General features: G+C 56.6%; 19 protein-coding genes and 1 tRNA gene. 12 read left to right on the forward strand and 8 right to left on the reverse strand.

What is annotated here, in order from left to right:
• Positions 1 to 308: 308 nt before the first annotated feature.
• Together HMPREF1556_RS07320 and HMPREF1556_RS07325 are read right to left on the reverse strand one after the other, a co-directional pair.
• Positions 309 to 2951 (reverse strand): carboxypeptidase-like regulatory domain-containing protein, encoded by a 2643-nt coding sequence (locus HMPREF1556_RS07320; protein ID WP_021667782.1) that lies wholly within the window; start codon positions 2949 to 2951, stop codon positions 309 to 311.
• Positions 2952 to 2957: 6 nt separating this feature from the next.
• Entirely contained in the window at positions 2958 to 3755 is a 798-nt protein-coding gene (locus HMPREF1556_RS07325) for a GLPGLI family protein (RefSeq protein ID WP_021667783.1), read from the reverse strand.
• Positions 3756 to 4229: 474 nt separating this feature from the next.
• On the opposite strand from HMPREF1556_RS07325, the gene HMPREF1556_RS07330 reads away from it, so the two are divergent.
• Positions 4230 to 5207, forward strand: a complete 978-nt coding sequence (locus tag HMPREF1556_RS07330; protein WP_021667786.1) for a dihydroorotate dehydrogenase-like protein — start codon at positions 4230 to 4232, stop codon at positions 5205 to 5207.
• A gap of 44 nt (positions 5208 to 5251) precedes the next feature.
• Positions 5252 to 5923 carry an OmpA family protein gene (locus tag HMPREF1556_RS07335; protein WP_021667787.1) on the forward strand — a complete coding sequence of 224 codons (672 nt, stop codon included), beginning with the start codon at positions 5252 to 5254 and terminating at the stop codon, positions 5921 to 5923.
• A 101-nt stretch (positions 5924 to 6024) separates the two neighbouring features.
• Here HMPREF1556_RS07335 and ruvC read toward each other — a convergent pair whose 3' ends face one another.
• Complete coding sequence (gene ruvC / locus HMPREF1556_RS07340; protein ID WP_021667788.1) at positions 6025 to 6600, reverse strand: crossover junction endodeoxyribonuclease RuvC; 576 nt, start codon at positions 6598 to 6600, stop codon at positions 6025 to 6027.
• Positions 6601 to 6657: 57 nt separating this feature from the next.
• Positions 6658 to 6966 (reverse strand): DUF4286 family protein, encoded by a 309-nt coding sequence (locus HMPREF1556_RS07345; RefSeq protein WP_021667789.1) that lies wholly within the window; start codon positions 6964 to 6966, stop codon positions 6658 to 6660.
• A gap of 135 nt (positions 6967 to 7101) precedes the next feature.
• Between HMPREF1556_RS07345 and HMPREF1556_RS07350 the strand changes: the two genes are divergently transcribed.
• The 10 genes from HMPREF1556_RS07350 (at position 7102) to HMPREF1556_RS07395 (ending at position 15547) form a co-directional block, all read left to right on the forward strand.
• Positions 7102 to 7175, forward strand: a tRNA-Ala gene (locus HMPREF1556_RS07350).
• 244 nt (positions 7176 to 7419) lie between these two features.
• Positions 7420 to 7632 carry a hypothetical protein gene (locus HMPREF1556_RS07355; RefSeq protein ID WP_021667790.1) on the forward strand — a complete coding sequence of 71 codons (213 nt, stop codon included), beginning with the start codon at positions 7420 to 7422 and terminating at the stop codon, positions 7630 to 7632.
• Positions 7633 to 7791: 159 nt separating this feature from the next.
• Complete coding sequence (locus tag HMPREF1556_RS07360) at positions 7792 to 8211, forward strand: 6-carboxytetrahydropterin synthase (RefSeq protein ID WP_044125387.1); 420 nt, start codon at positions 7792 to 7794, stop codon at positions 8209 to 8211.
• Between the two features lie 109 nt (positions 8212 to 8320).
• Positions 8321 to 10492, forward strand: a complete 2172-nt coding sequence (locus HMPREF1556_RS07365) for a DPP IV N-terminal domain-containing protein (protein WP_044125474.1) — start codon at positions 8321 to 8323, stop codon at positions 10490 to 10492.
• A 37-nt stretch (positions 10493 to 10529) separates the two neighbouring features.
• Positions 10530 to 11819, forward strand: coding sequence for a phosphoribosylamine--glycine ligase (gene purD, locus HMPREF1556_RS07370; RefSeq protein ID WP_044125389.1), 1290 nt, complete (start codon positions 10530 to 10532; stop codon positions 11817 to 11819).
• 93 nt (positions 11820 to 11912) lie between these two features.
• Complete coding sequence (locus HMPREF1556_RS07375) at positions 11913 to 12929, forward strand: hypothetical protein (protein WP_021667796.1); 1017 nt, start codon at positions 11913 to 11915, stop codon at positions 12927 to 12929.
• A 43-nt stretch (positions 12930 to 12972) separates the two neighbouring features.
• Positions 12973 to 14067, forward strand: coding sequence for a DUF2027 domain-containing protein (locus HMPREF1556_RS07380; RefSeq protein ID WP_021667797.1), 1095 nt, complete (start codon positions 12973 to 12975; stop codon positions 14065 to 14067).
• A 10-nt stretch (positions 14068 to 14077) separates the two neighbouring features.
• On the forward strand, positions 14078 to 14551 hold the full coding sequence (locus HMPREF1556_RS07385) for a CYTH domain-containing protein (RefSeq protein WP_021667798.1): 474 nt from the start codon (positions 14078 to 14080) through the stop codon (positions 14549 to 14551).
• Positions 14552 to 14621: 70 nt separating this feature from the next.
• Positions 14622 to 15197, forward strand: coding sequence for a superoxide dismutase (locus HMPREF1556_RS07390; protein ID WP_021667799.1), 576 nt, complete (start codon positions 14622 to 14624; stop codon positions 15195 to 15197).
• A gap of 155 nt (positions 15198 to 15352) precedes the next feature.
• Positions 15353 to 15547, forward strand: a complete 195-nt coding sequence (locus HMPREF1556_RS07395; protein ID WP_021667801.1) for a hypothetical protein — start codon at positions 15353 to 15355, stop codon at positions 15545 to 15547.
• Positions 15548 to 15677: 130 nt separating this feature from the next.
• Here HMPREF1556_RS07395 and gcvT read toward each other — a convergent pair whose 3' ends face one another.
• The 4 genes from gcvT to HMPREF1556_RS07415 form a co-directional block, all read right to left on the reverse strand.
• Positions 15678 to 16772: a glycine cleavage system aminomethyltransferase GcvT gene (gene gcvT / locus HMPREF1556_RS07400; protein ID WP_021667802.1), complete on the reverse strand. Its 1095-nt coding sequence runs from the start codon at positions 16770 to 16772 to the stop codon at positions 15678 to 15680.
• Between the two features lie 441 nt (positions 16773 to 17213).
• A complete protein-coding gene (locus HMPREF1556_RS07405) occupies positions 17214 to 18155 on the reverse strand; it encodes a phosphoribosylaminoimidazolesuccinocarboxamide synthase (RefSeq protein WP_021667804.1) in 942 nt (313 codons plus the stop codon).
• Positions 18156 to 18322: 167 nt separating this feature from the next.
• Positions 18323 to 19309 (reverse strand): PhoH family protein, encoded by a 987-nt coding sequence (locus HMPREF1556_RS07410; protein ID WP_021667805.1) that lies wholly within the window; start codon positions 19307 to 19309, stop codon positions 18323 to 18325.
• Between the two features lie 7 nt (positions 19310 to 19316).
• On the reverse strand, positions 19317 to 22004 hold the full coding sequence (locus HMPREF1556_RS07415; protein WP_021667806.1) for a 4-alpha-glucanotransferase: 2688 nt from the start codon (positions 22002 to 22004) through the stop codon (positions 19317 to 19319).
• Positions 22005 to 22376: the final 372 nt, after the last annotated feature.

Below are 22376 nucleotides of genomic sequence, written 5' to 3' on the forward strand. Positions count from 1 at the left end.
GACCTACCGTAGGGTCCAAAATGCCCCCTTCGAAGTGCCCCGCCATGACCCCTCGAGAAGTCGTTCGGGAAGCGGGCTGTGAGCGGGTCGAGATGTCCAGACTTCTCTGACCAAATTTCCTCTGTGTTTTCCCCTCATCCGAGCAGGCCAATTTCACCCCGAAGAATGCTCGGGGCGAAACGAAAACAGCCAGAGCTTGGGGGCTCTGGCTGTAGGCTCTGCGGGGGATTAGACTCGGGATTTGTCGGAAGCTTCGCTACTCTATTGTAATGGAGCTATCGTGCCGTGCGCTTGCCGACCTGCTACTCCTAGAGGGATAGGCGCAGGGAGAGGATCAGCGAACGAGGACGTAGGTGATAGGTGCTCCAGTACTCCTCTAGTTGCTCCAGTCGACGGATGGAGTAGCTACGTATGTCGCTGAGGTTGTCGCCGTCGAGGACAAGTTCCACTTGTTTGGAAGGTCTGTAGCTCAGGCTTGCCCCGAGGAAGAGGAAGTCTCGCCGACCAAGGTAGGCACCGCTATTGTGGCAGTGCTTGGCGTGGAGCTTAGCCTGCAGGCGAGCGGGGGCGAAGTCGAGGGTGAGCTGAAGGCGTTGATTCAGTTCGTTGCTTCTCAGGTCCCGCCCAGAGAGGTGTGAGTCGAGTCCCTGCCAGCGGACGTCATACTCCAGACGGTAGCCCTGGATGAGGTCTAGGCCTAGCGAACCCTGTAGGCTGTAGCCTAGAGCTCGGTAGCTCATGAGATCCCCCTGGCGAAGTAGCTCCTGCTCGGCATGGGTGAGTGTAGCCGAGAGAGCCAGCTGCATCGTCTGCCAGTCGATGTCTTTACGGCCGTAGGCGGAGAGGGTGTAGCGCTCGCTGTGGTGGGGCATATAGCTGGCTTCGAGGAGGCTCTGCCCCTGGTCGTCGAGCGTCGTGCCGTAGGCGATGTCACTCCATGAGCGATGCCATCCTGCTCCGATGTGGGCGAAGATCCGACTGAAGGGATCTCTGTAGGAGAGCCGAGCATCAGCGCTCACGGTAGGACTGTCGTGGAGGGTCGCTCGGTAGCGGGATAGGCTACGATAGCTCTGCATCACAGTCGCAGAGAGGAGTTGACGCCAGGGCGTCTCACTGGTGCTGTAGCTAGCGTTTGCCTGGAGGCTATAGCTGTCGCTGGCCTTCCAGATGAGGGAGAGGGAGGGCTGGAGGTAGAGGCGAAGGCGCTGGGCATCATTATGCTCTCCCTGAATCGGGGCATTGTCTAGAGCCGTGTAGCTGAGTGCTAGTGGGAGGGTGAGTGTCCCCTGAAAGGCCCCGTGGCTGTAGCGTGCTACAGGGCCAAAGGCTAGGCGAGTATCTAGGTGGCTGAGCTTACCCTGAGTAGCCCGATGGATGTCGGGGTGGGAGAGCTGGGAGTGGAGGGTCGTATAGGTGGCGTCTAGGTGACCCGTAGCCGAGAGTGTCCAGCGTCGGGACTGGATCTTGCCTAGGAGTTCGAAGCGATTGACCGAGGAGTAGGAGCTGATACCGAGGTCCTGCCGAGCCGTCTTGCTCCCCTCGAGGCTGAGTGCTTGTGGGGTGGAGGAGAGGCTGTTGGTAGAGCTCCATTCGAAGCCCGCTCCCCCAGCTGTACGGTGTACCCAGCGGGTGCGATTGGTCAGACGGAGCGATCGGTAGCGGAGCGTCTGTAGGCTCTGGAGCCTCTTGGAGCCTGCTCCCACGATGAGAGGACTTCGGATACTCGTGGAGTGGACCTCACCACGGCCTTCGTCCCATGCGCCCGAGAGGAAGAAGGTGGAGCTGAAGAAGCTCAGCGTGCGGTTCTTCTCATAGTTCAGCTGAAGCTCTGCGGCGTGGCTCCGTGTGCGGTCGCTGATGTCTTCGGTGAGCTGTAGCTGAGCTCCCTCGGGGAGGAGGTAGGTGGTCTTGGCGAAGGAACTCCCGTGGGATAGCTGATGGCGGTAGTGGAGGTTGTAGCTGAGACTTGCGCTGTCGGCAAGTCGGGTGAGCGTGCTGAGGTTAGCCCGATGACGGTAGCCGAAGAGCCCATTCCCTACTGGAGGGCGACCATGCACTACGAGGCCGAGCAGACGGACGTCCTCGCTGGTGAAGCCTCCGTAGTGCGCTACGGCGTCGTCGAACTCCTGCCCGAGATTGTCACTGCTGTAGCGGAGGAGATGCTGTCGCTTCTTCCCGAAGTGCATGGCCTGAAGCGAGGCATCCCACAGTGGGCCTGGAGCGTAGCCTCCCGCACCGAGGCGAAGAGCCTTGGACCAGATCCCCTTAGCTCGGTCCTTGAGCTTGAGGTTGATGGCTGCCTGCTGCGAGGCCTGTTGGTCCTCGAGGGCACGCACCGGCTGGTGGTGCTCCAGTATCTGTACGGTGGCGATGTCTTGCGCCCTGATCCCTTGGGTGGCGAGGCCGTAGCGCCCACGTAGTAGGTCCAGGCCCTCGATGTAGAAGCGGTTGATGGGGAGGCCTTGGTACTTGATGACCTTGTTGTCCTCGATCGTGATGCCGGGCAGGCGCTGGAGCACGTCGCCTATGGTGCGATCCTGCTGTAGGGTGTAGGCTGAGACCAGGTAGTTGAGGGTATCCCGCTGTGCCCAGAGCTTCTGAGCCTTCACGATGACTTCACGCAGGAGGCGCTCTTCGTGCTCGAGGTTGAGGTCAAGTGTCTGGGACTGGGCCTTGAGGTGAAGTAGCCGACGCTTGAAGCCTAGACTTCGGACACGAAGCACCAGAGCGGGGAGCGAAGTCTCTAGCTGGAGTCGGTAGCGCCCTTCGCTGTCGGAGATGGTGTAGGTCAGTAGGCTGGAGTCGGAGGGCTGTAGCAGGGCTAGTACGGCACCTGCTACAGGCTCCGTGCCTGAGCGTAGCTGACCACTGAGGGTCACCGTCTGAGTCTGAGCTCCGACGGAGGCGAAGCTCAGGACGAGAGAGAGGAGGAGCAGAAGGCGCCGACACATGAGGGCTTAGTAGTCTAGGGGCTGGAACTTCGCCGGCTTCATGTTGATAGGTACATCCCCCAGTGTCATCGTGCCATCCATGACGGTCATGCTACTGATCTCGTCGGGCTTGATATAGTAGTAGGGCTTGCTCAGGTAGTTGGGGTTGGTGAAGAGTCGGTTGCGTAGCTCGACGAACTTGCTCCGTGCGCACTTCATGGCTCCTTCGGGGGCGCCGTAGCGGATCGCCTCCTTCACGGCCTCCACCCCCTGGCATTCGAAGCGGTGGATACCATCCTCCGATGTGGCTCGTAGGATCAGGCCGGGTAGTCCGCCGAGTCGCCAAGGTCCGAAGCGGGTAGGTAAGCTCTCGGCGAACCAGGCCTCCCACCGACGACCAGCGTATTCGCCTGTAGCTTTCTGGCAGGAGTGCCCACAGATCGAATCATACTGACTGAGTACCGTCCAGCGGATCTGCTTCATCGTCTCGGTGGTGAGGTAGCGGTAGGGCGGGATGATCTCGACGGAGGTCATGCGCCCCTTGGGATAGTTTTGCCACGTGGTGGGTACGTAGAGGAGCTGTTCGCTCTGATCCTTCTCTCCGTCGTGTCGCTTGCGTCCCATGGTGCAGGCTTGATCCTGTCCGACCTGGAGGGTGAGCCCGTAGGTGACGGTGAGTTCCTTGCCCTGAGCGTCGGTGCTCCGACAGCTGTATTCGTAGTTGGCTACTAGGAGGGTGTGGGCGATGCTGTCCGTGCTTTGCCTCTGAGCTGTCAGGGTGTAGCTCCCGAGGAACATGAGGAGGATGATGCTGAGTGTCTTCATATTTTATATGGGATGGTGTTACTCCTGAGACCTTGCTAGTTATGCTCCAAAGGTAGTGATTTCGCCCCGAGCTTGTTTCGTCTCGCTGGGCTGGGGGAGGGAGGATCGTCCAGTACCCCTCAAAAGGGATCCACGGTAGGTCGTCTCTGCGACCTACCGTGGGTCGGTGAGACGACCTACAGTAGGTTTTTTCGACGACCACCGTAGGGTCCAAAATGCCCCCTTCGGAGTGCCCCGACGTGACCCCTCGAGAAGTCGCTCGGGAAGCGGGCTGTGAGCGGGTCGAGACCTCTGGGCTTCTCCGACCGAATTTCCCCCACATTTGCCCCAGCTCCGAGCGTGCTGATTTTCCCCGCCGTCCCTAGGGGATAAAGAGCTGTGGATGTAGGGCGAGAAGGGTGTCCTCTGGAGAATTAGTAATATCTTTGCCTTGACGTTTCTCCCCATTCGTTCACTCATTTGATACTCACGATAATGGTAGATATTCGCACTTCCTTCGCAGGCTTAGACCTGGAGAGTCCCATCATCCTCAGTAGCTCGGGCTTGACCCGCAATATCGAGCGCACCAAGTCCTTCGTCGAGGCAGGCGCCGGTGCTGTCATCCTGAAGTCCCTCTTCGAGGAACAGATACTCATGCAGACGGGGCATCTGATCGCTCAGAATGATTATCCTGAGGCCGAGGACTACATCGCCTCCTACGTCCGTGCAGAAGCCATCGAGGGCTATCTGAAGCTGATCCGTCAGGCTAAGGAAGAGCTCTCTGTCCCCGTCATCGCTAGTATCAACTGTACCACCCAAGGGAGCTGGGTGGACTTCGCCGAGCGTATCCGTCAGGCTGGAGCAGATGCTCTGGAGATCAACATCATGCGTCTAGAGACGGATCTCTACTTCGATCCCGCTAAGGCCGAAGAGCTCTACGTCTCGATCGTCTCCTCGCTTGTGGGCAAGGGCCTGCCGATCATCGTCAAGCTCTCCCGCTACCATACCAACCTCCCCGTACTCGTGGACAAGCTCCGTGCAGCAGGGGCAGCGGCGGTGACCCTCTTCAATCGCACCTATCAGATCGACATAGACCTCAGCCGTGAGCAACTCATCGGGGGCGAAGTCTTCTCCCATGCGGGTGACTTCACCGAGACCCTGCGCTTCACGGGGCTCATCCGTGGTCTGGTGCCCGAGGTCGAGATCTCGGCTTCGACAGGGATCTATACCTGGGAGGAGGTGACGAAGGCCATCCTCGCCGGGGCAAATACTACACAGATGTGCACCGCCGTTTATAAGCAAGGCGCTACTGCTATCCGAGAGGCGCTGGTGGGACTCCAGCGCTGGATGGTCGAGCATGGCTACCAGAGTCTCGACGAGATCCGTGGTCGTCTGAGCTATGGCTCAGTGGCGGATCCTAGCCTCTTTGAGCGTGTCCAGTTCATGAAGTATTTCAGTAGCCGTCAAGGCTAAAAAGTCAAGAGACTTTATCAAACAACATAATATTGTATATAAGAATGAAGAAGCAAGCTTTTGCGGCAGCGTTCCTCGCTGGCGCTCTCGTCCTATCAAGTTGTGGTGCAAGCAATGCAATTAAGGGAGCTGGTATTGGCGCAGGTGCAGGTGCTCTGATCGGTGCTGGTATCGGTCGTGTCGCAGGTAACACTGCTATCGGTGCTGCTATCGGTGGTGTCATCGGTGGTACTGCAGGTACGCTCATCGGCAAGAAGATGGATAAGCAGAAGAAGGAACTCGAGAAGGATGTCAAGGATGCTAAGATCGAATCGATCAACGACGGTCAGGCTATCCGTGTCACCTTCGACAGTGGTATCCTCTTCGCTACCAGCTCCTCTTCCCTCAGCGCTGCTTCGCAGACGACGCTCCGTAAGTTCGCTGCTAACCTGGCCGAACACAGCCAGACGGACCTGCTCATCGTAGGGCACACGGACAATACGGGGAACGACCGCATCAACGATCCTCTCTCCTACAACCGTGCAGAAAGCGTTCGTAACTTCCTCGCTGGCCAGGGTATCGCATCTTCGCGTATCAAGGTCGAAGGTAAGGGGAGCCACGAGCCTGTAGCAGACAACTCTACTGCCGCTGGTCGTCGTGAGAACCGTCGTGTAGAAGTCTACATCCTACCTAGCAAGGATATGGTGAAGGCTGCACAGGACGGTACGCTCAAGTAGTCCGCTACCTCTCCAATAGAAACGAGCACTCGCCTCGATCCATCGGGATCGAGGCGAGTGCTCGTTTTATACGGATATGAATGGGTGGAGAGGACTGAGCCTTATTTCTTCAGTCCCTTGATGCGGGAGGGGTTTTGCTTGACGAAGTCTGCCCAGTTCTTCGTAGCACCTCCCGACGCCGACCTGAGGGGCGAGGAGGTCAGGAAGTGATGGCAGAGTGCGGCTGCTAGACCGTCGGTAGCATCGAGCTCCCGAGGCATCTGCTCGGGTGGGATCTTCAGATAGCGCTGGACCATCCCTGCCACTTGCTCCTTGGAGGCAGCACCGTTGCCCGTGATGGCTTGCTTGATGCGCATAGGTACGTACTCAGTGATGGGGATGTCTCGGGTGAGTGCTGCAGCCATGGCGACACCTTGGGCACGCCCCAGCTTGAGCATGCTCTGGACGTTCTTGCCGAAGAAGGGGGCTTCGATGGCCAGCTCGTCGGGGTGGAACTCATCGATGAGCCCCTGTACCCGATCGAAGATGCGCTTGAGGCGTAGGTAGTGATTCTCGAACTTGTCCAGCGAGATCACACCGAGAGCCAGCAGACGAGCCGTCTGTCCCTTCACCTCGATCAGTCCATAGCCCATGACGATGGTACCTGGGTCGATACCCATGATGATACGCTCTCCCATAGTCTTCGCTTCAGTCGTGTATATCTATATATAATATGGTAGGGGAGGGAGGCTCCCTTACTCTACTTCGTGCATGATCGTGCTGAAGCCGAGGACTTGCTCCCCGAAGCGCTTCACTAGGAGATCAGCTATGCGAAGGCCGGTGTTCGATAGGATGTCCTGCAGGTGAGGCTCCCCTTCGGCGTAGAAGTGAAGAGCGAAGGAGAGGGCATTGGCGTCCTTGTCCTGCGTCGTGATGCGGTGCAGACGTGGCGTGTGGACGAGTACGTCAGCCTTGAGTGCAGGGATATAGACCTCCCGCATGAACGAGAGGAAGTCAATCTCAGTGCTCGGTGCCAGGACGAAGGTCGTGTTATAGAGGATCATAACTTCGGTCTTTAGTGGAGGGTCGGGGCAAAATTTTTCTGCCCTTCGTAGGGAACAAAGATACTTGGAAATAAAATATTTACTACCTTTGTGCCGTGAAGAGGAGCACAGCGGAAGCTCCTCATAAACGTCTCTGGGGTATTAGCTCATCTGGCTAGAGCGCGACACTGGCAGTGTCGAGGTGAGCGGTTCGAGTCCGCTATACTCCACTTCAGAAGGGTGAGGATGCGTCCCCCACCAGCCTGATGTAATACCGCAAAGACGCACTTGGAGCTGTCTCTCACGAGCGCTCTGATACGTCCGGCTGACATGGGTGAGTATCTCTGATACCTACTCATGAGGTCACAGCAATGTACGGGAGGAAACGTATTGTCGAATCAGAAAGTTGCTGTATCTTTGCGGTGTTATTCATGACGAATTCGAAATTAATAACCAATTAAGTAAGAAAGAAAGATGAAGAAGTTTTTCGCATTTGCAGTTGTCGCAGTAGCTGCTACGTTTGCATCTTGTGCAGGTAACAGCGATCAGAACGCTCAGGACTCTGTAGCTGCTGATAGCGCAGTAATCGAAGCTGTATCTGCAGTCGCTGACTCTGCAGTTGCTTCGGTTGACTCCGTTGCTGGCGCTGCTGTTGCAGCCGTTGACTCTATGGCTAAGGCTAAGTAAGCATAGGATCAACCTAAAGATTAGCCACGGGCACGCTGTCTCCCTCTCGGGAGCTGGCGTGCCCGTGAGCCGTATAAGAGGCTCTGTGGGATCCTGCCCTCAGAGCCTCTTCCCCTTATGAGCAAGATGCCGTATCTTTGTATAGCTAATAGGATAGATATGATCACAGTAGAGCGCTACCACGATATCAGTATGGGCCACCGTGTCGTCGGCCACGAAAGCAAATGCCGACACCTCCATGGACATAACTATCGGATCCACTTCGTCTGCTCTGCCTCGGAGCTCGATCCTCTGGGGCGTGTCATCGACTTCTCCGAGATCCGTGATCGCCTCTGCATGTGGCTCGAGGAGCACTGGGATCATCGGATGATGATCTGGAGTGAGGACCCCCTGCTCCCTGAGCTTCAGCGCTTAGTGCCCGGAGATCTGTGTGTCGTGCCCTTCAACCCTACAGCAGAGCAGATCGCCATCCACCTGGTCTCCGTCGTCGGACCAGAGCAACTCAAGGGCTCCGGGATCACGCTCCTGGAGTGTCGGGTCGAGGAGACCCGCAAGTGCTCTGCTGCCTATAGGCTCTAGCTTCCCTTTCCCTCCCCTCGCAGAGTGGCTTCTAGCCTCGCCCCAGACGAGTGATATTGCCTATCTTTGTGCTACCGATCAGATACTACACATCTATACATAAGGAATGATGAATATCCGTAAGTTAGCTTTGCTCGCTATGGCTGCTACAGCCCTCTCTTCGACGCCCCTCCTCTCGCAGGAGGCATCTCGTACCCCGACACTTGAGGAATACACGCTCGGCTCTCCGAAGATGCTCCGTCGCACCTCGCTACGATCTCTCTCTTGGCTGGGGAATGACTACATCTATATAGACAGCACGAGGCTGGTCATCGGTACTCCCTCGGCTCAGTCTAAGGTGACGACCCTCCTTACTCAGGACGAACTTCTCTCGATCCTCGGGGAAGCCACCAAGGGTAAGGGCGCTAAGTTCTTCTCTCCCTTCGCTGTGGTCGGAGGAAGTAGAGAGCTCCTCTCCATCACCTTCGGTCAGAAGCACCACCTGGTAGATCCTCGTGCTAAGAAGCTCGTCGCCTCCTATGAGCGTGACACTAAGGAGGAGCAGGCCTTCCTCTTCTCGCCCCGTGCCGACCACGCTGCAGTAGTCAAGGGGCACAATCTCTTTGTCTTCTCTCCCGATGGCTCTTCTCACCAGCTGACGACTGATGGTAGTCCCACGATCGTCTACGGGCAGACGGTGCACCAGAATGAGTTCGGCATCAATGGCGGTCTCTTCTGGAGTCCTGATGGCGGACAGCTTGCCTTCTACCGGATGGATCAGTCGATGATCGCTCCTTACCCGCTGGTCCATACCGACGTACGTAAGGCTACCGAGGAGAAGCTCTACTATCCTATGGCAGGGATGCCTAGTCACCACGTCACCCTCGGTGTCTACGACCTCGCTTCGGGTAAGACTGTCTACATCAAGACAGGCGAACCGAAAGAAAAGTATCTGACAAACATCTCTTGGGCACCTGATGGCAAGACCATCTATATCGCAGAGCTCAACCGGGATCAGAACTACATGGAGCTCAAGGCGTATGATCCCAAGACGGGGGATTACATCAAGACCCTCTTCTCCGAAACCAATAGCAAGTACATCGAACCTCAGTGGCCGATGCGCTTCATCCCAGGGCGTGATCGTGAGTTCGTCTGGCAGACGCGCCGCGATGGCTATACCCACCTCTACCACTACAATGTCGATGGTAAGCTCCTAGGGCAGATCACCCGTGGGGCATGGGAAGTCACGGACTTCCTTGGCTTTGCTGACGGGGGGAAGACTCTGGTCTACACTTCGACGCAACTCAGTCCTATCGACCGTGTCGTCGCTTCAGTCAGCCTCGATGGACGGAAGACAAAGCTCCTCACTCCTCAGGAAGGCTGGCATGTAGCACGGCTCTCCCGTGATGGGAAGTACCTCCTCGACACCTACGAATCGCTGAAGAATCCTACGGAGCAGCGATTAGTCTCCGTCTCCACTGGTAAGCAAATCGCTAAGCTCTACCAGTCAAAGGATCCCGAAGCAGGCTTCATCAATCCCGAGATTACTTTTGGTAAGATCAAGGCTGCCGATGGAGTCACCGACCTCTATTACCGCTTGCTCAAGCCCACGAACTTTGATCCGAGCAAGAAATACCCCACGATCGTCTACGTCTACAATGGTCCCCACGCCCAGCTTGTGCAGAATCGCTTCCACGCTGGTTGCCTCGGGTGGGATCTCTATATGGCTACTCAGGGCTATGTAGTATTCACAGTCGACGGCCGTGGTTCGGCTCATCGTGGAGCTGACTTCGAGCAAGTCATCCACCGCCACCTCGGTAAGAATGAGATGGCTGACCAGATGAAGGGCGTAGACTTCCTGAAGAGCCTGCCCTATGTGGACGCTAACCGCATCGGCGTCGCAGGCTGGAGCTACGGTGGCTTTATGACAACGAATCTCATGCTTACTTATCCCGAGGTCTTCAAGGTGGGAGTCGCCGGTGGTGCTGTCACAGACTGGGCTCGCTATGAAGTGATGTACGGCGAACGCTATATGGACAGCCCGCAGGACAATCCCGAAGGCTACAAGGAGACGAACCTCTCTCTCCGAGCTAAGGACCTGAAGGGACGCCTCATGATGATACATGGGACGATCGACCCAACGGTCGTCTGGCAGCACACCCAGCTATTTGTCGAGGCTTGTGTCAAGGCTGGCACCTACCCCGACTACATGATCTACCCCGAGCATCGTCACAACGTGATGGGCGTGGATCGTGTACATCTCAACTATACGATGGCTCGCTATTTCTTTGATCACTTGTAGTCGCGGCGAGACTTCGTATCCACTCTAATTTTCTTGTATGAATATTCTCCTATTGGGATCGGGCGGACGTGAGCATGCTCTAGCATGGCGCATGGCTCGTAGCCCGCACCTCAGTCAGCTCTTCATCGCACCCGGCAATCCTGGGATGTCACTCTACGGGACTTGTCTTCCACGGATCGGAGTCACGGACTTTGCAGCTATTGCCGATTTGATCCGTCGTGAGCAGATCAAGCTCCTTGTCGTCGGCCCCGAAGTGCCCTTAGTGGAAGGGATCGCAGACTATCTCCGTGAGGAAGCAGGCCTAAAGGATCTCCTGATCGTCGGCCCAGATGCTCGAGGAGCACAGCTTGAGGGGAGCAAGGACTTCAGTAAAGCCTTCATGCAGCGCTATGGGATCCCCACCGCTGGATATAAGACGTTTGGCCGTCAGTCCTATGATGAAGCCGTCGATTACCTCAAGACTCTTCGCCCACCCTATGTACTCAAGGCCGACGGACTGGCTGCGGGCAAGGGAGTGATCATTAGCGAAGACCTCGAGGAAGCGCAGCGGGAGCTCCGAGAGCTATTGACTGGTCGCTTCGGAGAAGCTAGTACACGTGTCGTCATCGAAGAATATCTGCACGGGATCGAGTGCTCGGTCTTCATCGCTACGGATGGTCACGGCTGGCGTATCCTGCCCGTGGCTAAGGACTACAAGCGTATCGGCGAAGGCGATACAGGCCCCAATACCGGCGGTATGGGCTCTGTCTCCCCTGTGATCTTCGCCGATGAGACCTTCATGAAGAAGGTAGAGGAGCGTGTCGTACGGCCTACGATCGAGGGATTGCGTAGCGAAGGCATCGACTATCGTGGCTTCATCTTCGCTGGACTAATGAATGTCGGCGGTGATCCCTACGTCATCGAGTACAATTGTCGTATGGGAGATCCCGAGACTGAGTCCGTAATGCTCCGCATCGATTCAGACTTCGTCGAGCTCCTGGAGCGTATGGCTAGCGGTGAACTTGGCGACTATCAGCTCGAGGAGTCTACGAAGTACGCCGCCACGGTGGTGCTGGTCTCCGAAGGTTATCCAGGTACTTATGCCAAGGGTAAGCCGATCAGCTACCCGCACGAACCTACATTCGACTCGGCACTCTTCCATGCTGGCACCGCTCGTGACACGTCAGGTCATCTCATGACTTCTGGTGGTCGGGTGCTCACTGCGAGCTGTCTCGGTTCGACGCTCGAAGAAGCGCTGGAGCGCTGCTATAAGCTAGCCGATCAGGTACACTTCGAGGGCAAGGCGCTGCGCCGAGATATCGGGCAGGATCTGCTGAAGCTCTCCTAGCGATCACTATTTATGATGCCTATGGGTAAGGCTCTCTGCACGAGATCTTGCCCGTAGGCATTCCTTTTCTCTCCATACTGACCACCTACGACTATGTATACTTCGTCTTCGGCTCGACGGCGGACGAACTGGCTGGAGATTATTCTCTGGATCCTGATCTTCCTACTGGTCTACCTGATCCCGTCGTCACCTCACCTTGGCTTTCGGGTAGAGGGCGCCGAGGGGCTTATCCCTCAGCTCCCGGCGGCATCGTCGTGGATGAGCCGGCTCATCGGTCTTCTAGCGCTGGTCCTAGTCAGTGGGCTCGCCATCTACACGGGGGAGCGCTACCTACTCATTGAGAAGGGGGAGCGAGCTACGATGGTGCTCTTCTTCGTGGCACTGATGACGACTTCGCCATCACTGGGGGCGCTGTCGGGACTGGCTGTGATCTTTCTTCAGTTGATCCTCTTCTTGAGCTTCGGTCTCTATCAAGACACGCATCAGCCACGCTTCTATCTCTTCATCGGACTATTAGTCGGGCTCCTGTGTCTCCTTACCCCGCTCTATGGTGTCCTGCTACCGATCATCCTGCTAGCGCAGTATCGCCTGCGCTCAATGGAGAGTCGCTCTCTGGTGGGGCTGATAGCGGGTGTCTTCTTGCCCGTATGGATCCTTATCTCCATACTTATCTACCAAGGCTTCAGCGTGCTGACGAGCTACGAGAAGCTATTACTTCGGGACTTCCCTCTACCACTTCCTCGGGAGGTCAGTGGGATGGCGTTTGTCTCTCCGCTTTGTTACTGGAGCTTCGTCGCGTGCTTTCTGGTCGGCGGAGTGCTGTATCGAAGGCGCTTCTATCGGGAGAATGTTCGCCATCGGGATATGTTCGCCGTCCTGCATTTCTATCCCTTGGTGCTCCTGCTGCTCGTCCCCTTCGTGGCAGCAGAGGCTCCTGCCCTCCTTCAGCTCACGGTAGTACCCATCGGCTTCATCGTAGCCCGAGGGATGGGTGCCGTCCCCGAGCGCATGGGTCTCGTGATGCGAGCGATTCTCCTAGCGCTTCTGCTGGGGCAATATCTCTACACGCTCGGGGTCTTTGACCTAGTGGAGCGCCTCCTTTCCCTATAACTTATGACAGCCACTGCCCCACGGGGCACCCATACGTATAGCTATGAATAATCCCAATAATGTGAAGGTCGGGAGCCAAGTGCGCTTCCTCAATGCCGTCGGTGGCGGGCGAGTCGCTCGCATCACGGCTGATACGGCTTGGGTCGAAGACGCTGATGGCTTCGAGATCCCTACGCTACTGAAGGAATGTGTCGTCGTAGATGCGGGGGATACCTTTATCCCCGAGATCCGTCCGCCCAAGATCATTCAGGAGAAGCTTCAGAAGACGAAGCCAGCCCCAGAGGCTCAGCCCGAGGTGAAGACGGCTAAGACCAAGCCGAGTCTTCCGAAGGCCTACCGCCCAGATGCTGATGAGCTGACGGCCACACTGGCCTTCCTCCCTCAGGATCGCACGAAGCTGGGACTGACGAATTACGAAGCTTACCTAATCAATTACAGTAACTCTTCGGTGTTTTTTACTTATTTGAGCGCCGTAGGTACGGGATATAAGCTCCGTGCCTCTGGGATCATCGAGCCTCATTCGGATGCATTCCTCGAGGAATTTGCTCCTGCTGAGCTCAACGATCTCGAGCAGCTGGCGGTGCAACTACTGCCCTTCTCCGAGGAGCGTGTGGCTAAGCTCCAGCATCCGCTCTCGGTACGCCTTCGTCTGGATACCACGAAGTTCTTCAAGCTTCACTCCTTCCGTGAGAATGATTACTTCACCGACGAGGCGCTACTGATACCGATCGTCGAGAGAGGTGCAGGCCAGGAGACTCCGACCATCGACCCCAGCGCCCTGGAGCGATCGCTCAAGGTGAAGAAGACAGCGGATCGTCCCGAGCGTCGTCCTTCGTCCGCTAGCCCTCAGCGTGACGAACCTCTCGTGGTCGATCTCCATGCGTCCAGCCTGCTGGAGACGACAGCGGGGATGTCGAGTGCGGATATTCACGCCTACCAGCTCGAGTACTTCCACCGCACGATGCGGGAGCATCTCAAGGAGAAGGGCCGTAAGATCATCTTCATCCACGGTAAGGGCGACGGCGTCCTGCGCTCATCGCTGGAGCGAGAGCTCAGATACAAGTATCCCACTTGTCGCTATCAGGATGCTTCCTTCAGAGAATACGGCTTCGGGGCAACGCAAGTCACCATCGGCTGATCGGTAGGAGATGAAAGAGATCGAACGAAAGTTCCTCGTGCGCTCCATGGACTTCATCCCCGAAGCTACTGAAGCGCTCCCGATCGACCAAGGCTATCTGCATGCCGATAGCCCGACGGTGCGGGTGCGTCGTCGGGGTGCGAAGGCCTTCCTCACGATCAAAGGGCGATCTGATGAGCGCGGGCTGATGCGAGATGAATACGAATATGAGATCCCAGTCTCTGATGCCGAGGCCCTACTTGCCCTCTGCGAGGAGCGCCGTCTCACGAAGGTGCGCCATCTCGTGCCGTACCGAGGTCATGTCTGGGAGGTCGATGTCTTTGCTGGACGGCATGAAGGGCTTTGTCTAGCGGAAATCGAGCTGAGTGATGTCAATGAATCCTTCGAACTCCCGCCGTGGGTCGGCGAAGAAGTGACGGGCGATCCGAACTATTATAATAGCGTCCTAGCCGAGAGCAAACAATACGCAAGCGCTCGTGGTTAAGTAACCGAAAGGCCTTTCTTCTCGATAGCCTCTCCCGAATTAGATTCTATCACTGAAAATAAAGAACGCAATGAAGTTCGAACTTATCCAACTCCCCTACGCCCCTAATGCGCTCGAGCCTGCTATTAGTGCTGAGACGCTCTCCTTCCACCACGGTAAGCACCTGGCTGGCTACGTGAATACGCTCAACTCCCTCATCGAAGGGACGGAGCTCGCTGATGCTTCTCTCGAGGAGATCATCCGTAAGAGCGAAGGCCCGATCTTCAATAATGCAGGTCAGACGCTCAATCACAACCTCTACTTCACTCAGTTTGGTCCAGGCAAGGGTGGCCAGCCTACGGGCAAGCTTCTCGATGCAATCGTCGCCAAATGGGGGAGCTTCGAAGCCTTCCAGCAGGAATTCCTCACCGCTTGTACGACACTCTTCGGCTCTGGCTGGGTGTGGCTCTCGGCTAAGGAAGACGGTGAACTCGTCATCACTAAGGAAGCTAACGGGAGCAATCCTGTAGTACACGGCCTGCGTCCACTATTTGGTGTCGACGTCTGGGAGCATGCTTACTACCTCAGCTACCAGAATCGCCGTGCCGATCATATCAAGGACATCTGGGCGATCGTAGACTGGGACGTCGTAGCTAGCCGCTACTAGTCGTCCGACAAGACTGATACGCCACCCTCGTGGTGGTGATAGCAGGAGCCAGCCCACAGCATCCTCCACGAGGGGATAGCTGTGGGCTGGCTACGTTTCACTCGTCCGAATGGCGGAATTGTCGTAGCTTTGTCTATCATTGATATAGATAGATCATGCAGCTAGTCAAGAAGATTATCATCGCACTCATCGTGCTCATCATCATCGCCGCCCTCATCTCGCTCTTTTTCCTTAACGAAGCGCAGCGGATGATCGTCGGTATGGGAGCCGGTCTCGGCATCATCAACCTCCTCGGTCTGCTCTACTTCGTCAATAAGAATGGCGATGGACGGAGCAAGCCAAGAGCTTAGCGCACCCTAGACAAGCCGTAGCGCTCCCGTCGGGATAAGGAAAAGCCCCAGAGATCAGCCTGCCCTAAGGGGCGCTGATCTCTGGGGCTTGATGCTAAGGGACGGGTGAAGTCCCCCGAAGTAGCAGGTGCTACTCTACGCTACGCATAGGTGGCTTGACCACTTCGGCGGCGAGCTTACGGCCACGTACCACGATGTAGATAGGCGTGCCTATCGCAGTGTGCTCCTTCTTCACATAGCCCATCCCAATCCCCGTCTTGAGGGTGGGGGACATAGTACCTGAAGTGACTTCGCCGATGATATTCCCTTCGGCATCGGCGATCTCGTAGTGCGAGCGGGGTACACCCTTATCCGAGAGCTTGAATGCAACCAGTTTGCGGGTGATTCCTTCGGCTTTCTGCTTCTCGAGGAAGGACTTGCTGGGGAAATTCTTTTCTGGTAGGAGCTTGGTGATCCATCCAAGTCCAGCTTCTAGTGGAGAAGTGGTGTCGGTGATATCGTTGCCATAGAGGCAGAATCCCATCTCCAGACGGAGCGTATCACGTGCACCGAGGCCGATGGGACGGATACCTTCGGGCTTACCTGCCTCGAAGATAGCGTTCCATATCTTCTCACCGTACTGGGGATAGAAGTAGATCTCGAAGCCACCTGCACCAGTGTAGCCCGTATTGGACAGGATGACCTCGGGGCAACCAGCGAAGGTGCCGACCTTAAATGTATAATATGGGATGCTGGAGAGGTCGACATCCGTCAGACGCTGTAGTACTTGCGTGGCCAGCGGACCCTGTACGGCGAGCTGACCTACATTGTCACTGCTATTCTCGAGTACGGCGCCGGCGGCGTTGTGTGACTGACACCAAGCCCAGTCCTTGTCGATATTAGCGGCGTTGACTACCAGCAGGTACTTCTCATCTTCGTAGTGGTAGACGAGCAAGTCATCGACGATCCCGCCCTGTTCATTGGGGAAGCAGGTGTATTGGATATCACCGACCTTGAGCTTGGAGGCATCATTGCTGGTGATATCTTGGATGAATCGGAGCGCATTTGGCCCTTTAACCCAGAATTCTCCCATGTGCGAGACGTCGAAGACGCCTACGCCCTTGACGACGGTCATATGCTCTTCGATGATCCCTGTCGGATATTCGATAGGCATGTCGTAGCCTGCGAACTCGTGCATCTTAGCTCCTAGAGCCTTGTGGATGTCGGTGAATGGAGTTGTCTTCATTGTGTTGCTTACGTTTAATGTAGTTCTGTTAGCTGTATATGCCCCCAAAGTTAGTGAGATCTAGGGAAGAAACCTAGGCTCAGGTACAATTACATTACTTCCTAAAATATTATCAAATTGCCCCGCCTTTACGGGAGGAATTCCCCAGTGAAATGGGTGATCTCTTCCCCGCTTTTTCGTGCCTGCTCCCCGCCTGTCAGGCTAGCTGTTTGTGGACTGCGATCCCTCGCTCACGGGGTAATTTGTTTCGCTGGACTTCGCTTCAAGAGAAGGGCAATTTCCTTGCCTGTAATGGCCGTGAAGTTTGCGGAAGGTTAGACGAAGTATTTCAGGTAATAAGCCTTGACTTTGTAGAAGAGCAAGCCCAGAAATGACTAGCCCCATGACCCTCGCACTGGAGGATCATGGGGCTAGCTACTTGTAGAGGGTGAGGCGAAGGCGTTACTTCAGGGCCGCAAGTACATTGCGCTCGATACGCCCTGCTAGGTCATCGGTGGGCTCAGCGACGAACTTACGGCCGGTGACGATCTCATAGAGCTCGACGTAGCGGTCGGTGACGCTCTGACAATAAGCTTCGGTCATCTCGGGGACGACTTCACCTTCACGGCCTTGGAAGCCGTTCTTGATGAGCCATTGACGGACGAACTCTTTGGAGAGTTGCTTCTGCTCTTCTCCTCGCTCGAAGCGCTCTTCGTAGCCATCAGCATAGAAGTAGCGGGAGGAGTCAGGTGTGTGGATCTCGTCGATCAGGTAGATCTTGCCGTCCTTCTTGCCGAACTCGTACTTCGTGTCTACGAGGATCAGCCCACGTTGGCGGGCCATCTCCTGACCACGTGCGAAGAGGGCGTAGGTGTAGGCTTCGAGTTGCTTGTAGTCTTCTTCGCTAACGAGGCCCGTGCGGATGATCTCTTCACGGGAGATATTCTCGTCATGCCCGACGTCTTCCTTGGTCGTCGGGGTGATGATAGGGCTAGGGAAGGCCTCGTTTTCACGCATACCTTCGGGGAGCTGGATACCACAGAGTGTGCGTTCACCAGCCTGATAGGCACGCCATGCAGAGCCAGTGAGGTAGCCACGGATGACCATCTCGACTCGGAAGGGCTCGCAGCGATGACCCAGCGATACCATTGGGTCGGGGGAGGAGATCAGCCAGTTGGGGACGATATCTCGTGTAGCTTCGAGGAAGTACGTGGCGATCTGATTGAGCACTTGCCCCTTGTGGGGGATGCCCTTAGGGAGGATCACGTCGAAGGCTGATATACGGTCGGTAGCGATCATCGCTACCTTGTCTCCGGAGAGGAAGTAGACATCACGGACCTTGCCATGATAGACCCGCTCCTGATGCGGGAAATGAAAGTCGGTGTGGACGAGCGTCTGTGCCATAGTTATGCTTGTATGAATTTGTGGGTGATGAGTACTGAGAGGAGGACTAATGAGTCTTGGACGGGAGGCGGATAAGTCTTAGCAGTCGGGTTGGCCAGTCTTGGAGACCGGGCTCACGATCCATTGAGGTCGAACTTACGATCCTTGTAGGGCAGGCTGATGAGTCGCTAGGAGGGGGAGTGGCTGGTGCGCTCTTCCTTTTTGTCTAGAGCGTCGTAGACCTCTACGATCTCTGCCACGAGTGGGTGACGGACGATGTCGGTCTTATCAAAGTGGATGAAGCTAATACTCTTGAGATCACGAAGCTTCTCCAGCGCATCCTTGAGCCCTGAAGTGACGCCACGAGGCAGGTCGATCTGCGTGAAGTCGCCCGTGACGATCATCTTCGAATTCATCCCGAGACGGGTGAGGAACATCTTCATCTGTTGAGGCGTTGTGTTCTGTGCTTCGTCGAGGATGATAATCGCATCGCTAAGCGTACGCCCACGCATAAAGGCTAGCGGAGCGATCTGTATGACTCCCGTGTCGATGAGGTCTTTGAGTTTGGGCGCTGGTATCAGTTCGCCGAGCGCATCATATAGAGGCTGGAGGTAGGGATCAAGCTTATCCTTCATCTCACCGGGGAGGAATCCGAGCTTCTCACCGGCCTCTACCGCCGGGCGGGACAGGATGATCCGGCGAACTTGCTTCGACTTGAGCGCCTTCACTGCTAGGCAGATCGCCAGGAAGGTCTTACCCGAACCGGCGGCACCTGTAGCGAAGCAGAGGTCTCGCGAGGCAAACTCCCGCACCATGCGTCGCTGACGATCTCCTCGGGGCAGGATAGCCTTGCCGTGGACTCCGTAGATGAGGACGTCGCTCTCGACAGAGGCGGGTGCTTCTTCGCTGGTCTTCTTGCTCCGATGGCGCCGTACGGCATCGATGATCTGCGCTTCGGTGAGCTGATTGTATCGACTGCAGATCTGCTCCAGCGAGGAGAGGATGTGTAGAAGTTCTTCGGCTGCTTGGTCTTCGCCAAGTACCTTGATGACATTTTGGTGAATGCGTAGCTTCGTCTTAGGGAAGAGGCTCTGTAGTGTCACCAGGTTGGCACGGTTGACACCGATGAATTCCTGGACGTCGGCTTCCTCTAAGACGTAGAGTCGCTCCATCATAGGCTGATTATATTCTTTGGGAGTGGGAGATGAGTTGCTTGATGAGTGTGAGCCACTCAGGGTAGTGCTGTCTCAGCGAAGAGATGCTGAGGGGGAAGCGATAGCTCCAGTACTGTGCTGGATCTTCGGGGTGATTGATCTGTTCGGCCTCAGGGCTAGTCAGCCAGAGACGGTGCTCTAGACTCATCCAGTCGGAGAGGGGGAGGATCGTCGCCAGGGCAGGGGAGTCGAGATGTGCTGCTACGATCTTGCGGTAGAGCTCTTCTTCGCTCAGAGGTTCTTCTTGCTTCAGCTCTTCACTTAGGTAGCGCTCCTGCTCGCTCTTCGGTAGTGCAGACCACCATCCTCTTAGAGACGGCATATCGTGCGTGGAGGTCGTGGCGATGGATCGGGAGGGGAAGGCTTTGGGATCAGCCCAGCCCGTCGGGGTAAAGCTCTTAGGCATTCGCTCAAGCTCTAGGGAGAGGATCTGCAGTGCCTCTAGCACGGCAGGTACTGTGGCGGGGATCATCCCGAGATCCTCGGCGCAGAGGAGTAGGTCTGTGTGCTCGATGAGTGCCCCCAGCCGTCGTAGAGCCGTCTGCTGGAAGAGCTCGTTGTGTCGGACATAGAAGAAGTCCCCGCTGACCGCCTGCCATCGTCTTTGAAGTTCAGCACCCCAGCGCCCGAAGAGACGACTGCGCTCCAGAGCGATCCGAGGGTGGTAGCCTTCGCTATACGGATCACGGATGAGTGCCGTCTCGGTGCACAGTCGTTGGAGTTGGAGACAAGCCTCTTCTCCGAGGGCTTCCTTCAGCTGAGGCTGGTCGTAGTCACACTGCTTCGTGTGGAGGAGGTGGTAGAAGTTTTCGAGTGAAGTCTCCTTCAGATAGCCTTGCTGACCGAGTGCTTCGAGGGCCTTCTCCCCAAGGACTTCTGCTAGATCTGCTCGGTGGATCAGGGGCTGAGTCAGCAGTTCGACGGGGAAGTCCACCCCGAGGAGTTCCTGCCATTCTCCTAACGTGTAGGGCAGGGCAGGATGGAAGTGACCCAAGAGTCCCGAGTGCTCCGATCGGGGAACTTCCCAGATACGGAAGAAACCGAGAATATGGTCTATTCGGAAGGCATGGAAGTAGTGCGCTTGGCGGGCGAAGCGCTTACGCCACCAGCCGAAGTCATCCAATTGCATTCGCTCCCAGTCGTAGGTGGGGAAGCCCCAGTTCTGCCCGTCTGCAGCGAAGTCATCGGGCGGAGCTCCTGCCGACTGATCGGTGTGGAAGAGGCTCGGGGCGATCCAGACATCCACGCCATGAGGTGCTACTCCGATGGGGAGGTCTCCCTTGAGGAAGACCCTCTTCTCCTCGGCATAGCGACGCACCGCCCGTAGCTGGCGGTCGAGGACGAACTGTAGCCAGTAGTAGTAGTGGATCTCCTCACGCACCTCTGGCTCTTCGGCGAAGGTCTTGGCTCGAAGAGCGTCGTACTGCTCCCAGCCCGCCCAGAGGGAGGGCGGGGAGCCTGGGTGCTGATCCCTCAAGACACAGTAGAGTGCATAGGGGCGAAGCCAGTGCTCCGATTCAGCGAAGAAGGCCGAGAAGTCGGGGCTTGCTAGTTCCGAACTTCCCCGCTCAGCGAACGCTAGTCTTAGGTAGCGCTCCTTGAGGGCAAGCACCCGAGGATAGTCTACTTGCGGGAGCGAACGTAGCTCACTCGCCTCTTCTTCGAAGGCCTGCTGTAGCGTGGGATCAGCCAGTGCTCCCAGCTCACCGGGATCTATATATATGGGGTGAAGGGCATCGACCGAGATGGCATTGTAGGGATAGGAGTCCCCCTTGTCTCGGGCGAAGGTGGTATCGTTGATCGGTAGGAGCTGGAGGGCGTGCATCTCCGCTTCGGCCACGAGGTCGATCGCCTCACGAAGCGTAGCAAAGTCCCCGATGCCCCAGTCCTGCTCGCTCCTCAGAGAGAAGAGGGGCGCCACGATACCTGCGGTGCGGATAGAGCGGGTGGGGAGGTGAAGGAAGCTATCCTGGAAGTAGATCCCGTCGTAGCTTGCTCCCGTGGGAAGCACCGCCTCACGATTCGCTCCTTCTTCCCAGAGCCATCCCCCTTCAGCCGTGCGGATCAGGTACTTGTAGCTCAGTGCTACCGCTTCTCCTAGTCCCGTCCCTAGAGGCAGTGGAAGGCTGATCATCCAGCGCCCTTGCCCTAGATAACTGAGAGGCAGAGCTTCGTCTGCTTCCCACGAGCCGAGTAGGGACGATGCCCCCGAGATGAAGAGTCCTTCCTCGGGGCGTAGGCTGGGGGCAAAGACAGAGAAGGCTAGGTAAGGTGTGCTCGAAGTAAGCCCATCCGCTTCACCTCTGCGCTGGTAGAGGACGTCGCAGAGTGCCCGTGAGAAGCTCGGGGCATCTGCGGGCTGATCGATCCAGCGGTCTTGGGTGAAGAGGTGCTTCCCCTCCGTAGTGCTTGGGAGCGTGTGCTTGATCCGCCACTCTCGACGCAGGGGCTTACCCTCGGGGTCGCCGAGGTAATAGTTGTAGCTGAATGAAGGGGTGTGGGGGAGGTCAAGGGTGGTTTGCCAGCGTCCGTCACCTAGGTCTTCTAGAGGGAAGGCCTCCGTAGCATCTAGCGAAGAGTCTGGGGATAGCTGTCTCTGGAGCCATATCCGCTCATTCGGAAGTGCTCGATATTCGATGGAGAAGGTGACTATCATCTAAGAGGGTGTCCTACCATTCGTTGTCTTGAGGCAAAGGGCAGGTGCTCTGCCCCTTTTACCCGCACAAAGGTACATAATTATCCCCGCTGAGGGAACGGGGAAGACCTTCCAAGCCCGAGCCTCCCAGCTCGAGGATCTACCCCTCGGGTATCGGTCAATCATCGAGGCTCCTTCATCGCCTAGTTTGCCCCTCTTTTTCGCCCGCCAAAATGAGCGCTGATTACCCCAACTTCGAGTCAAGTTTTTTCGCCCCTTTTCTAGGGGAAGACCCTCGCTTTCGGCCAAGGGCCAACGCCCCTTTTTCTTCGCCCCCAGCCAATACCCTCCAGAGGACCCTACGGTAGGTCGCCAGAGCGACCTACCGTGGGT

Source organism: Porphyromonas sp. oral taxon 278 str. W7784, from assembly GCF_000467855.2.
GTDB lineage: Bacteria > Bacteroidota > Bacteroidia > Bacteroidales > Porphyromonadaceae > Porphyromonas.

Coding starts and splice junctions, on each gene's coding strand:
- HMPREF1556_RS07320 (WP_021667782.1), bottom strand. CDS start 2,951: ATGTGTCGGCGCCTTCTGCTCCTCCTCTCTCTCGTCCTGAGCTTCGCC.
- HMPREF1556_RS07325 (WP_021667783.1), bottom strand. CDS start 3,755: ATGAAGACACTCAGCATCATCCTCCTCATGTTCCTCGGGAGCTACACC.
- HMPREF1556_RS07330 (WP_021667786.1), top strand. CDS start 4,230: ATGGTAGATATTCGCACTTCCTTCGCAGGCTTAGACCTGGAGAGTCCC.
- HMPREF1556_RS07335 (WP_021667787.1), top strand. CDS start 5,252: ATGAAGAAGCAAGCTTTTGCGGCAGCGTTCCTCGCTGGCGCTCTCGTC.
- ruvC (WP_021667788.1), bottom strand. CDS start 6,600: ATGGGAGAGCGTATCATCATGGGTATCGACCCAGGTACCATCGTCATG.
- HMPREF1556_RS07345 (WP_021667789.1), bottom strand. CDS start 6,966: ATGATCCTCTATAACACGACCTTCGTCCTGGCACCGAGCACTGAGATT.
- HMPREF1556_RS07355 (WP_021667790.1), top strand. CDS start 7,420: ATGAAGAAGTTTTTCGCATTTGCAGTTGTCGCAGTAGCTGCTACGTTT.
- HMPREF1556_RS07360 (WP_044125387.1), top strand. CDS start 7,792: ATGATCACAGTAGAGCGCTACCACGATATCAGTATGGGCCACCGTGTC.
- HMPREF1556_RS07365 (WP_044125474.1), top strand. CDS start 8,321: ATGAATATCCGTAAGTTAGCTTTGCTCGCTATGGCTGCTACAGCCCTC.
- purD (WP_044125389.1), top strand. CDS start 10,530: ATGAATATTCTCCTATTGGGATCGGGCGGACGTGAGCATGCTCTAGCA.
- HMPREF1556_RS07375 (WP_021667796.1), top strand. CDS start 11,913: ATGTATACTTCGTCTTCGGCTCGACGGCGGACGAACTGGCTGGAGATT.
- HMPREF1556_RS07380 (WP_021667797.1), top strand. CDS start 12,973: ATGAATAATCCCAATAATGTGAAGGTCGGGAGCCAAGTGCGCTTCCTC.
- HMPREF1556_RS07385 (WP_021667798.1), top strand. CDS start 14,078: ATGAAAGAGATCGAACGAAAGTTCCTCGTGCGCTCCATGGACTTCATC.
- HMPREF1556_RS07390 (WP_021667799.1), top strand. CDS start 14,622: ATGAAGTTCGAACTTATCCAACTCCCCTACGCCCCTAATGCGCTCGAG.
- HMPREF1556_RS07395 (WP_021667801.1), top strand. CDS start 15,353: ATGCAGCTAGTCAAGAAGATTATCATCGCACTCATCGTGCTCATCATC.
- gcvT (WP_021667802.1), bottom strand. CDS start 16,772: ATGAAGACAACTCCATTCACCGACATCCACAAGGCTCTAGGAGCTAAG.
- HMPREF1556_RS07405 (WP_021667804.1), bottom strand. CDS start 18,155: ATGGCACAGACGCTCGTCCACACCGACTTTCATTTCCCGCATCAGGAG.
- HMPREF1556_RS07410 (WP_021667805.1), bottom strand. CDS start 19,309: ATGATGGAGCGACTCTACGTCTTAGAGGAAGCCGACGTCCAGGAATTC.
- HMPREF1556_RS07415 (WP_021667806.1), bottom strand. CDS start 22,004: ATGATAGTCACCTTCTCCATCGAATATCGAGCACTTCCGAATGAGCGG.